The following is an 11,732-nucleotide window of genomic DNA, read 5'->3' as shown; positions in this document are numbered from 1 at the left end:
TTCTACTCGAGGGCGAACATGGCGAGCTGCGGGCAGTGCGAATCCGCCCAATGGTTCCTGCCGTTGTGCATCAACCGGCGGACGAGTTCGCGCGCGGCGGGACGCCACGGGAGCGCATCGAACTGCTCGCGGCTCTCGGGGGTCTCGCTCCATCCGATCGACACCTGGTCACCGGTGGGGTAGACGCTCAGTGCCGCGGAGCTTGTCGTGATCCGGTCGATGTCGGCGCCGCACGACTGCTCGAGGCTGTGCTTGTCGACGGTCACGAAGCCACCCACCCGCCTGTCCTCCCGGATGCTCGTGTCGACATACAAGCACGCAACTTCCTGGTCACCGGCGTGGATGCTGATCATCCGGTGGCCCTCGTCGGAAGCGCCGACGGTGGGCAGACATACGGCCGACCAGTACTCGCGCTCGCTGATGCGTGCATTCTCGATTGTGGAGTGGACGTAGTCGCGCAACCAGTTGGTGACGAAGTCGAACTCGGGGTAGAGCTCGAGCTCCCGATACCGGGTGTCGCGTAGCGGAAGATCGGTACCGGACTCTGGCGTACGCATGTTCACGCCCCGATTATGGCGTGTTCTCTGCCACGGCGGCACCGAGGTGCGGATAGGTGTGGTCGCGGGGTCGGTCGGTTGGCTATTCGTCACAGGACAGCCCCTGGGTTGAGGATCGAACGGGGGTCGAGGGCGTTCTTGATCAGGCGGGTCAACGCCATCACGTCGGGGCCCACCTGATCGGACAGCCAAGGCTTCTTGAGCCTGCCCACACCGTGCTCCCCGGTGATGGTGCCACCGAGTTCGATCGCGAGATCCATGATCTGACCGAATGCCGCGTGTGCTCGCGCCGCCATCCTTTCGTCTCCGGAATCGTAGACGATCAGCGGGTGGGTGTTTCCGTCACCGGCGTGCGCGATCATCGCGACCGTCACCGCATTGCGTTCGGCGATCTCGGCTACGCCGGCGACGAGTGCGGGGAGCATCGGCAAGGGCACTCCGACATCCTCGAGGAGGAGGCTCCCGAGGCGCTCGACCGCAGGAATGGCCATCCGCCGCGCCGCCGCGAACGCTTCACCCTCGGCGGGATCGGATGTGTCGAACACGTCGTGGGCTCCGGCTTTTCGGCACGCCTGCACCATCACCTCGATCTCGTGTGCCGCCGCCACACCCGGGGCGTCGGACCGCGCGATCAGCATGGCTTCGGCATCGCGGTCCAGGTCCATCCGCATCGCATCCTCGACGGCATTGATCGTGGTGCGGTCCATGAACTCGAGCATTGCGGGGCGCATGGTCGCGGTGATCGCGATGACGGCGTCGGCCGCGGCCTCCACCGATCCGAAGGTCGCGACCATCGTCGATGCCGGCGGCTGCGTGGGGATCAGGCGGAGCGTCACCTCGGTGATCACTCCGAGAGTTCCCTCGCTGCCCACGAACAGTTTCGTCAACGACAGACCCGCGACATCCTTGAGCCGGGGACCTCCGAGCCGCACCGCGGTGCCGTCGGCAAGGACCACCTCGAGTCCGAGCACGTAGTCGGACGTCACCCCGTACTTGACGCAGCACAGCCCGCCCGCGTTGGTCGCGGCATTACCGCCGATCGAACAGATCTCGAACGACGACGGATCCGGCGGGTACCACAGATCGTGTTCGGCTGCGGCTGCCTTCACCTCGGCGTTGAGCAGGCCGGGTTGTGCGACGGCCGTGCGCGTGGCCGGATCGATCGTGATGTCACGCATCTTCTCGGTGCTGAGCACGATCCCGTCGGCGAGACCACTCGAACCTCCCGACAGGCTCGTGCCGGCGCCGCGGGGCACCACCGGGACGCGATGCTCGTGCGCCCACCGCAGCGTGGCCTGCACGTCCGCGGTGGACCTCGCGCGTACGAGCGCGAGCGGTACGGCCGCACCCGGGTCGAATGCCCGATCGTGCCGGTAGCCGGCGAGGACATCCGGATCCGTGACCACAGCCCCGGCAGGGAGACGCCCTGCCAGGGCTGCGAGATCCGCGTTGCGTGATGTCATGGCGCCGGGACGTACCGGGCTCGCAGCTTGTGCTTGACGAGTTTGCCCGTGGGGGTACGGGGGAGATCATCGGAGAAGTCGATGCTGCGCGGAGCCTTGAAATGCGACACAGCGGAGCGCACGTACTCGAGCAGTTCCTGCTCGACCTCGGGCCCGGGCTCGACTCCCTCGGCGAGCTGCACGACGGCCTTGACCTCTTCGCCCATCTCTTCGTTCGGCACGCCGATGACCGCGACATCGAACACCTTCGGGTGCAGGGTGAGAACATTCTCCGATTCCTGCGGGTAGATGTTCACGCCACCCGAGATGATCATGAATGCCGCGCGGTCGGTGAGATACAGGAACCGGTCGTCGTCCAGATATCCGATGTCGCCGCTCGTCGTCCACGTCGGATGGTCGGGATGTGTTGCCTTCTCGGTCTTTTCCGGATCATTGTGGTACTCGAACGGGCGCTCGTCGCGTTCCCACCACACCGTCCCGATCGACCCGGTGGGCAGTTCCCGGCCGTCCTCACCGCAGATGCGAACGAGTCCCATCACACCGTCGCGTCCGACCGAACCCGGACGGGCGAGGGCCTGATCGGAGTTGATGAAGGTCGCGCCGGAGCCTTCGGTGGAGGCGTAGTACTCGTTGATCACCGGACCCCACCACTCGATCATCGCCCGCTTGATCTCGGGCGGGCACGGTGCTGCGGCGTGGACGGCGACCTTCATGCTCGACACGTCGTACTTCGCGCGGATTTCTTCGGGGAGTTTGAGCATGCGCACGAACATCGTCGGCACCCACTGGCTGGCGGTGACCTCGTACCGATCGATCAGCGCGAGCGCTTCCTCGGCATCGAACCTGTCCATGAGGATCACGGTGCCGCCCACCGACTGAATGGTGCCGCAGAACCGCAAGGGCGCAGCGTGATACAGGGGGGCGGGGCACAGGTACACCGTGTCCGAGTCGAAACCGTACATCGGGGCGAACACCGCTGTGTACGGGTCGGGAATGTCCTGGACCTGCCCGTCGGGCAACTTCGGTTTGATGCCCTTGGGCCGGCCGGTGGTGCCGGACGAGTACAGCATGTCCTGGCCCCGCGGCTGATCATCGAGGGGAGTGGTGTCGAACCGGTCGAGCGCCCGATCGTAGTCCTCGAATCCGGCCAACTCCCCGCCGTACACCAGACGATGCTCCACGTTCGGGTAAGCGCCCGCGGACAGGTCCACCGCGCCGACGGCGTTCGCCGAGACGATCAGAGCCTTCGCACCGCAATCGTCGACCACGTAGGTGGCCTCCGACGCGGTGAGATGCCAGTTGACGACGGTGATGTACAGCCCCGAGCGCAGCGCCGCCCAGTAGACCTCCATCACTCGCAGGTCGTTGTCGGAGATCAGCGCGAGGTGGTCGCCCGGCTTCAGTCCGAGCCCCCGCAGGTACTTCGCGAGCCGGAGCGAACTCTCGTCGAGTTGCCGGTAGGTGAGTGACTCCCCGGTGGCCGGCCGCACGATGGCGGGCTTGTCCGGTGTGGTGGTGACGAAGTTCCCTGGGTACATGCACCATGGTCTACCACAGGTTGTGGCGTGGACCACAGAACCTGTTCCGGTGTGGTGATCGGACGCCGCGACTCAGAGCGATCTCACCCGAATTCGACGCCCTGCGCGAGCGGAAGTTCGTCCGAGTAGTTGACCGTATTGGTGGCTCGGCGCATGTAGCTCTTCCACGAATCGGAACCGGACTCGCGACCCCCGCCGGTCTCCTTCTCCCCGCCGAACGCACCGCCGATCTCGGCACCCGACGTGCCGATGTTGACGTTGGTGATCCCGCAGTCCGAACGGGCAAGAAACCGCTCGGCCTCGCGTTGGTCGGTGGTGAAGATCGATGAAGACAACCCCTGGGGGACACCGTTGTGAAGGGCGATCGCGTCGTCGAAGTCGTCGTAGGGGAGCACATAGAGGATCGGCGCGAACGTCTCCTCACGTACCACCTCGGTCTGGGCGGGCATGCGTACGAGGGCCGGCGAGACGTAGACGCCGTCGCCCGGCACCGCCACCTGCTGCCCGCCCGCAACGAGGATCCCGCCGTCGAGTTCGGCGCGGTCGAGGGCCGAGCGCATCGCGTCGTATGCGCGCGGCGAGATCAGCGGGCCCACGAGGACGCCGTCGTCGAACGGGTTCCCCACCCGTAGCCCGGCATACACGGTCGCGAGGCGCGCCACGAGATCGTCGGCGACGGAGCGATGCACGATCAGTCGACGCAGCGTCGTGCAGCGTTGCCCGGCGGTACCGGCCGCGGCGAACACGACTCCCCGCACGGTGAGCTCCAGATCCGCCGACGGGGTGACGACCGCGGCATTGTTACCGCCGAGTTCGAGCAGGCACCGACCGAACCGTGCGGCGACGCGGGGCGCCACGATCCGTCCCATCGGAACCGAGCCGGTTGCGCTGACCAACGCCACCCGCGGATCGTCGACGAGTGCCTCACCGGCCGTCGCGTCGCCGATCAGGACGTGATGCAGATCGTCGGGGGCATCGACGTCAGCGGCGGCACGGCGCAGAAGTGCGTCACACGCGAGTGCCGTCAGCGGAGTGGTCTCCGACGGCTTCCACACCACTGGGTCGCCGCACACCAGCGCGATCGCGGTGTTCCACGACCACACCGCCACCGGAAAGTTGAATGCGGAGATCACGCCGACCACGCCGAGGGGGTGCCACGTCTCCATCAGACGATGGCCGGGTCGCTCGGATGGCATCGTGCGCCCGTAGAGCTGCCGGGACAGACCGACGGCGAACTCGCACACGTCGATCATCTCCTGCACCTCGCCGAGTGCCTCGGACGGAACCTTGCCTGCCTCGAGCGTGACGAGTTCGGCGAGATCGTGCTTGTGCTCGATGAGCAGGTCACCGAACCGCCGGACGAGCCGACCTCGAACGGGTGCGGGGACGTCCCGCCACTGCTCGAATGACTTTTCGGCCGAACCGATTGCGTCGTCGATCTGTGAGGCGGTGTGCGGTTGCAGGCGCGCGAGTTCGGTGCCGTCGATGGGCGTGGTGACCACCAGCGCGGCAGTGCCGTCGGGCGCAGTGGCAGTGCCGCCGGGCGCAGTGGCAGTGCCGTCGGGCGCAGTGGCGCTGCCGTCGGGCAGGGCGACGCCGCATTTCTGCGCTGCGGCGCGCGCGCGAGTGCTGTAACTGTCCGTTGCATTCATCGGTGTGGTCCTTTGTCGCTCGGTTAACCTGCGCTGGTGCCGGAATCTTCGAAAGAATCGCTGGACGAGATCGATAGGTTGCTGTTGCGTGAGCTGGTTGCGGACGGGCGCGCCACGTTGTCGGTGCTTGCAGAGAAGGCCGGCTTGTCGATTTCCGCGGTGCAGTCGCGGGTGCGCAGACTGGAGTCCCGGAACGTGATTCGCGGATACACCGCGAATGTGGACCCGGAGGCGCTCGGCCTCATGCTGTCGGCGTTCGTCGCGATCACCCCTCTCGACCCGTCCCAGCCCGACGATGCTCCCGCGCGGCTGCGGCACATCGAGGCAATCGAATCGTGTCACTCGGTAGCGGGCGACGAAAGCTATGTCCTGCTTGTGCGTGTTGCCTCGCCGCGCGAACTCGAGTATCTCCTGCAGGAGATCCGAGCCACCGCGAATGTTGCCACCCGCAGTACCGTCGTGCTGCAGACATTTTACGAGAAGTAACTGTGTCGACGCTTCGACCTTCCACGGAAACCGCGAATGAGCTGAGAAAAGTTCGCGTACCCTCGCGATTATGAGCACTGCATTCCGTGATCGGGACGGTGCCGAAGTCGTGGCACCCGACCGGGTACACGCCGTCCTCGGAACACACATGCTGACCGACGGATTCCCCCTCGTCCTCGACCTCGAACGCTCGAGGGGAGTGAGGCTCGTCGACCGACGCGACCGCACCTGCTATCTCGACATGTTCGGGTTCTTCGCGTCGTCTGCACTCGGAATGAACCATCCCGACCTCGCCGACGATCCCGCGCTTCGAGACGAACTCGCTGCGGTGGCCGCGAACAAACCCAGCAACTCCGACATCTACACCGTGGCTATGGCCAGGTTCGTCGAAGCGTTCGCGCGGATCCTCGGCGACCCCGCCCTGCCACACCTGTTCTTCATCGACGGCGGCGCGCTCGCGGTCGAGAACGCGCTCAAGGCCGCATTCGACTGGAAGAGCAGACTGAACGAATCCCGCGGTCTCGATCCCACGCTCGGGACCAAGGTGCTGCATCTGACCGAAGCGTTCCACGGACGCACCGGGTACACGATGTCGCTGACCAACACCGATCCCGTCAAAACCGATCGATTCCCCAAGTTCGATTGGCCGCGCATCGACGCCCCGTATCTTCGCGACGGACGTGACGTCGACGAGGCCGACGCGCATGCAGTCGAGCAGGCACGTGCCGCTTTCGCCGACAATCCCCACGACATCGCGTGCTTCATCGCCGAGCCCATCCAGGGAGAGGGGGGCGATCACCATTTCCGGCCGGAGTTCTTCCAGGCGATCGCCGCGCTCTGTCGAGAGAACGATGCATTGCTGGTCGTCGACGAGGTGCAGACCGGCGTGGGCATGACCGGCACGATGTGGGCGTACCAGCAGCTCGGGATCGAGCCCGACATCGTTGCGTTCGGCAAGAAGACACAGGTGTGCGGGATCATGGCGGGCGGTCGCCTCGACGAGATCCCGGACAATGTCTTTGCGGTGTCGTCGCGGCTCAACTCCACGTGGGGAGGCAATCTCACCGACATGGTGCGTGCCCGCCGGATCTTCGAGGTCATCGAGCGTGATGGTCTGGTCGATCAGGCGCGGATCACCGGCGCGCACCTGTTGTCGGCGCTGCGGCAGCTCGCGATGAGACGCCCGGTGGTCACCGAGCCGCGAGGTCGTGGACTGATGTGCGCGATCACCTTGCCGTCGCAGGGTTTTCGTGACGAGGTACTCGCTCGCCTCTACCGCGAGGAGCAGGTCCTGATGATCGGTTCCGGACAGTGCGGAATCCGTTTCCGGCCGCCGCTGACCGTCACCACCGACGATCTCGACGAGGCGATCGCCGCGCTCGACAGAGTGCTCGCCACTGCAGTCTGAGGAGCAGCTTCGCCACTGCAGTCTGAGGAGCGGATCGTTCACGGTGTGCTCGACTCGAGATGCCGCAGCACCGCGAGCACCCGGCGGTGATCCTCCGGTTCCGGATGCAGCCCGAGCTTGAGGAAGATCGAGCGGATGTGCGCCTCCACCGTGCGTTCGCCGAGGAACAGCGTTGCTCCGATCGCGCGATTCGATCGGCCCTGGGCCATGAGCGTGAGCACTTCGCGTTCCCTCGTCGACAGGTCGTCGACCGGCCGGGAGTCGGAATGCGGACGCGACACCATCCGGCTCACGACACCCGGATCGATCGCTGACCCGCCATCAGCGACACGGTGGAGTGCGTCGACGAACTCGTCGATGTCGCCGACGCGATCCTTGAGCAGATAACCCACACCTGCGGCGCCGGTCGCCAACAGGTCCATCACGTACTCGGATTCGACATACTGCGACAGCAACAACACTGCGGTCTCGGGATAGTCGGTGCGGATCGTCCGTGCGGCATCGATGCCCTCGACGGTGTGCGTGGGCGGCATCCGGATATCGACGACGGCGATGTCGGGTCGCGTCCGTGCCACGACGTCGATCAAGGTGTCGCTGTCGTCGGCCTCGCCGACAACGTCGAGACCCTCGTCGCTGAGCAGGCTTCGGATGCCCTCCCTGATCAGCACGGAGTCGTCAGCGAGTACGACGCGGAGAGGGCTGCTCCGTCGCCGCCGAGGACCGGTGCGGGCAACAGGTGTGGTCGGTGAGTGCGATACCTGGGTGGGATCGAGCAGTGCTGCTGTGTCGTGGTCCAGTGCTGCCCGGGCAGCGTCGGAGAACTTGCGACACGTGTCGTACCGGTCGGCTCGGTCCTTTGCCAGTGCCCGTGCGACGACGGCATCGACTGCAGCGGTGACGTCGGAGCGCAGTGCACTCGGCCGGGGGATCTGGCTCTGAGCGTGTCCGTGCCACAGTTGAGGAAGCGTCTCACCCGGGTAGGGGGGCCGTCCGGTGAGCAGGTGGTAGAACGTGCACCCGAGTGAATACAGGTCGGCGCGGGCGTCGAGTTCCACGCTCGTGTCGAACTGCTCAGGTGCGGCGTTCTGCAGGCTCGCGACGAACATCCCGGTACGAGTGAGACGACCGGGTTCGTCGAGGGCCTTCGCGATCCCGAAATCCGTGAGCAGGACACGTTCTTGTTCACCGGGCACGACGGGCTCCACGATCAGGATGTTCGCCGGCTTGACATCGCGGTGGAGCACGCCCGCGCGGTGCGCGTAGTCGAGCGCTTTGCCGGTTTCGGTGACGATGTGCAGAGCCCGTTCCACCGGTGTGGGGCCGGCGACAATCACGTCGGCGGCGGTGGTTCCGGGCACGTACTGCATGGTGAACCACAAGCGGTCGTCGGTTCGTCCGCGATCGTAGATCTGCACGATGTTCGGGTGCTCGAGGCGAGCGATGTGCCCGGCTTCGCGTTCGAACCGGGCGGCGACGTAATCGTCTGCGGTGAGACCGGGATGGAGAAGTTTCAACGCGACCGCGCGCGGCAGGTGCGGGTGCGCCGCCAGATAGACGGCGCCCATACCGCCCACGCCGAGCAGCTTCTCGATCGTGTATCCGGCAAACACCGAGCCGGGCCGGAGTTCGCCGTTCACCGCCATCGCCTGCACCTCCCGCCGACGACCCTTCATCTATTGAACCGCTCGGCGCGGTGGTGCGGAAGTGTTGCTCGGCCACTGTCAGGCGTCGGAGTCTGCACGAAGTTGCAGCGTCACCGTCAGCGTCGTGCCGCCGCCGGTGGGACTGTCTACCGTCAGACTGCCGCCGAGGGCTTCGGCGCGATCTGCCAGGCCATCCAATCCGCCCCCGGCAACTCGCCGGGCGCCGCCGGACCCGTTGTCGGCGACGGTCAGGTGGAGCGTGTCGCCGGCGCGGCACACACTGATCCTGACGAGGGTCGCGGACGAGTACTTCGCGGCGTTGGTCACCGCCTCCGACGAGATGAGGTATGCGGCGAGCTCGATGTGGCTCGGCAACCGTGACTCGAGATGATCGTCGACGCGCACCGGAATCGGCGCACGCTCGGCCATCGAATTCAATGCGACCGCCAAACCTCGCTCGGCCAGCACAGGCGGGTAGACGCCACGCGCGAGGTCGCGCAGCTCGGTCAGGGCGGCATGCAGCTCGGCGGCACCGTCGGTGAGGAACGTGCGCATCTGCAAGTCGTCGTCGGTTCGCTGTGCTCGACGCAGCAGCAGTGAGGCCGCAACCAGTCGCTGCTGGGCGCCGTCGTGCAAGTTGCGTTCGAGGCGGCGACGCTGCACATCGCCCGCTGTGACGATGCGTTCGCGAGACCGGCGCACCTCGGTGAGCTGCTCCTCGAGGGCGCGCTGAAGCCGATCATGGTCGAGGGCCAGGCTTGTTGCGCCACGCACCGCGGCGAGTAGTTCCGGCTGCGCTTCCAGCGTCGCGTCGTATACGAGGGCACCGACCGGAGTTCCCTCGTGTTCGAGGATGGTGAACCCGCGGGTGTGCGAGCGGCGGGGAAGTGCCTGCGACGTTCCGTCGGCGTCGACGTAGGTGCCGTCCGAGTACGTCCACAGTGTCAGGCTCGGGTCGTGCACGGCGCGGCGAAGTGCGTCGACAAAGCCGACGTCGATCGGGATGTCGCCGATCTCGACCATCGCGTCGGTGACGGCCGCACGGGTGAGTCGGTATCGGACGAGCCCGATCGCGACGGCGAGCGGGAACAGTGCGGCTCCGGGATAGCGCAGATTCAGAATCCAGGCATGGGGAGAGCCCGGGACCGCAATGGCGAGCGTGGCAATTGTGAGGAGTCCTGCAGCCGCGCATGCGATCCCGAGCGGAGCAAACCCCGCTCGATACGCTGGAGATCCCCGTTTCAAGCGGGCCACCACCACCCCGACGAGGGTCGCGGTGAGCACAAGGGCCCCTGTGCCGACGCCGAGTTGGATCGCATCGGAGATCTCGGGGCTGTGACGGATCAGCAGGAGGTTCGTGGACAACGACAGTTGCATCGACTCCGCGGCGCGCGGGTCGAAGAACATCCATTCGGCCGCGACGCCGACTACGGCGAGTGCCCACGCGGCGCCGACGAACCACCGTTCCCAACGTTGGTGTAGGCGACCGGTGGGAAAGCCGATCACAGCTTGGAGGAGTAAGGGCAGATACAGGTTGGTTGCAACGATGCCAATGGTGAATGCCACCGGAGAGCTGGATCGCCGTAGCCCACCCAGAAGCCATAGCGCACCGGCAACGACGAGAAGCAGGCCGGTCAGATCGTGTGGGCGGTACGTCCACGCGACTGCGCCGGCGACAAGGAATGCCACTCCGGCACAGACGAACAGTGTCATCTCGGTCGGGCTGAATACCGGAAGATACGGGCCTTGTGCTGCGGCGAACGACTCGCGTGGGCCGAGAAGCAGACTGCGCGCGGGATCGCGTCGCGCGACATCGGACCAGTCGACGGATGTCACCACCATCGCCACCAACGCCATGACGAGCCCGGACAGCAGAAGAATCGTGCGACGACTCATCGAGCCTCCTCACCGAACTGTTCCAGTCTCCTCCCCGGTCGGTATCGACTCCACCGTGCTGCCACGGAGAAACATGACCGTGCCTACGCGGGGAGGAAGTGAGGGGTTTGCACGGATCTGCGCCAGGGCGCGTCGGCGGAAGCTTGTTGTCGTAGCCGGACAGCCGGCAACGAAATTCACGAAGCGGTAGCGCAAGCGCCGCAGAAACATTGGAGACAATCATGAACAAGACCGCATTGCGCACCTCTGTCGCGACTGCACTGGCAATTCCTGCGATTATTCTCGGCGCGGGTGCGGCATCAGCCGTACCTCAGGTGAATGGCGATGGGGCGGTCGCGGCTCCACACCGAGCAGAGATCACGGCTCCGGGTGAGTTCTGGATTTGCATGTTGACGGCACCCAACATCATGCCCGCTTTCGTCAGTGGCACCCCTGTGACTGTGGAATCCGCAGCAACAAATGCAGCGGTTCAAGGGACATGCCTCGGATCCGGCGGTTTCGCCACGCTCTCCGGTAATACCGAGTGACATCCCTCGCTCATCCGATCCCGGCGCCATGAAGGCATTGTCGAGGTGCCGGGATAGGTCGTGGCCACGGGCATCCGTCGCAGAAGCGTCAGTGGAGGGGATTGACCTCATGTCATCTGGAAGGAACTCTTGGCGTCATGAGCATCAAGGTCGACCTCGACGCGCTCGACACCGCGCTCGGCGAATACGGGTACGCCTATCTGCTGACTACCGGTGCCGACGCCAAGCCGCATGCGGTCGCGGTGACCCCGGTCCTCGTCGATGGTGTGTTCCGCATCGACGATCCGGGGCGCCGGACCAGCGTCAACGCGCAGGTGCACCCGATCGTCTCACTCGTGTACCCGCCGGCGATACCGGGCGGATACTCGTTGATCGTCGACGGCGAAGCTGAACTGGCGGGAGCGGTGCTGCATGTCCGGCCGAGCTCGGGAGTGCTGCACCGACCCGCCACCGCCGAGCACCCCGCGACGAATTCCGGATGCGAGGCCGACTGCAGGCCGCTGGAGAAGTAGACACAGAGACGGCCACCGTTACCAGGGCACACGGGTGCCCTGGTAACGGC

The 11,732-nt window shown here is 65.8% G+C and carries 10 protein-coding genes; 4 read left to right on the top strand and 6 right to left on the bottom strand.

Annotated elements, in window-relative coordinates; genetic code table 11:
• Positions 1–2: 2 nt before the first annotated feature.
• The 4 genes from ACFWB0_RS12645 to ACFWB0_RS12630 all read right to left on the bottom strand — a co-directional run bounded on the left by ACFWB0_RS12645 (position 3) and on the right by ACFWB0_RS12630 (position 5,210).
• Positions 3–557: a hypothetical protein gene (locus ACFWB0_RS12645; protein ID WP_378490856.1), complete on the bottom strand. Its 555-nt coding sequence runs from the start codon at positions 555–557 to the stop codon at positions 3–5.
• 89 nt (positions 558–646) lie between these two features.
• Complete coding sequence (locus tag ACFWB0_RS12640) at positions 647–2,020, bottom strand: FAD-binding oxidoreductase (protein ID WP_378490785.1); 1,374 nt, start codon at positions 2,018–2,020, stop codon at positions 647–649.
• A complete protein-coding gene (locus tag ACFWB0_RS12635) occupies positions 2,017–3,558 on the bottom strand; it encodes an AMP-binding protein (RefSeq protein ID WP_378490784.1) in 1,542 nt (513 codons plus the stop codon). The genes ACFWB0_RS12640 and ACFWB0_RS12635 overlap by 4 nt, the downstream gene beginning before the upstream one ends.
• An 83-nt stretch (positions 3,559–3,641) precedes the next feature.
• Positions 3,642–5,210 carry an aldehyde dehydrogenase family protein gene (locus ACFWB0_RS12630; RefSeq protein WP_378490783.1) on the bottom strand — a complete coding sequence of 523 codons (1,569 nt, stop codon included), beginning with the start codon at positions 5,208–5,210 and terminating at the stop codon, positions 3,642–3,644.
• A gap of 36 nt (positions 5,211–5,246) precedes the next feature.
• Here ACFWB0_RS12630 and ACFWB0_RS12625 point away from each other — a divergent pair, with 36 nt between their 5' ends.
• Together ACFWB0_RS12625 and lat are read left to right on the top strand one after the other, a co-directional pair.
• Complete coding sequence (locus ACFWB0_RS12625; RefSeq protein ID WP_378490782.1) at positions 5,247–5,696, top strand: Lrp/AsnC family transcriptional regulator; 450 nt, start codon at positions 5,247–5,249, stop codon at positions 5,694–5,696.
• 70 nt (positions 5,697–5,766) lie between these two features.
• Entirely contained in the window at positions 5,767–7,104 is a 1,338-nt protein-coding gene (gene lat, locus ACFWB0_RS12620; RefSeq protein WP_378490781.1) for an L-lysine 6-transaminase, read from the top strand.
• 38 nt (positions 7,105–7,142) lie between these two features.
• Here lat and ACFWB0_RS12615 read toward each other — a convergent pair whose 3' ends face one another.
• Both ACFWB0_RS12615 and ACFWB0_RS12610 read right to left on the bottom strand, forming a co-directional pair.
• Positions 7,143–8,747 (bottom strand): protein kinase, encoded by a 1,605-nt coding sequence (locus tag ACFWB0_RS12615; RefSeq protein WP_378490780.1) that lies wholly within the window; start codon positions 8,745–8,747, stop codon positions 7,143–7,145.
• A gap of 78 nt (positions 8,748–8,825) precedes the next feature.
• Positions 8,826–10,643, bottom strand: a complete 1,818-nt coding sequence (locus tag ACFWB0_RS12610; RefSeq protein ID WP_378490779.1) for a sensor histidine kinase — start codon at positions 10,641–10,643, stop codon at positions 8,826–8,828.
• Between the two features lie 221 nt (positions 10,644–10,864).
• Between ACFWB0_RS12610 and ACFWB0_RS12605 the strand changes: the two genes are divergently transcribed.
• Positions 10,865–11,170, top strand: coding sequence for a hypothetical protein (locus tag ACFWB0_RS12605; protein ID WP_378490778.1), 306 nt, complete (start codon positions 10,865–10,867; stop codon positions 11,168–11,170).
• Positions 11,171–11,307: 137 nt separating this feature from the next.
• Positions 11,308–11,682 (top strand): pyridoxamine 5'-phosphate oxidase family protein, encoded by a 375-nt coding sequence (locus ACFWB0_RS12600; protein ID WP_378490777.1) that lies wholly within the window; start codon positions 11,308–11,310, stop codon positions 11,680–11,682.
• The last annotated feature ends 50 nt before the right edge of the window (positions 11,683–11,732 follow it).

The organism is Rhodococcus sp. NPDC060086, from assembly GCF_042730275.1.
In the GTDB taxonomy this organism is placed as follows: domain Bacteria; phylum Actinomycetota; class Actinomycetes; order Mycobacteriales; family Mycobacteriaceae; genus Rhodococcus.
The sequence above is the reverse complement of the archived record's forward strand: the minus strand, read 5'-3'. Positions and strand labels throughout refer to the sequence as shown.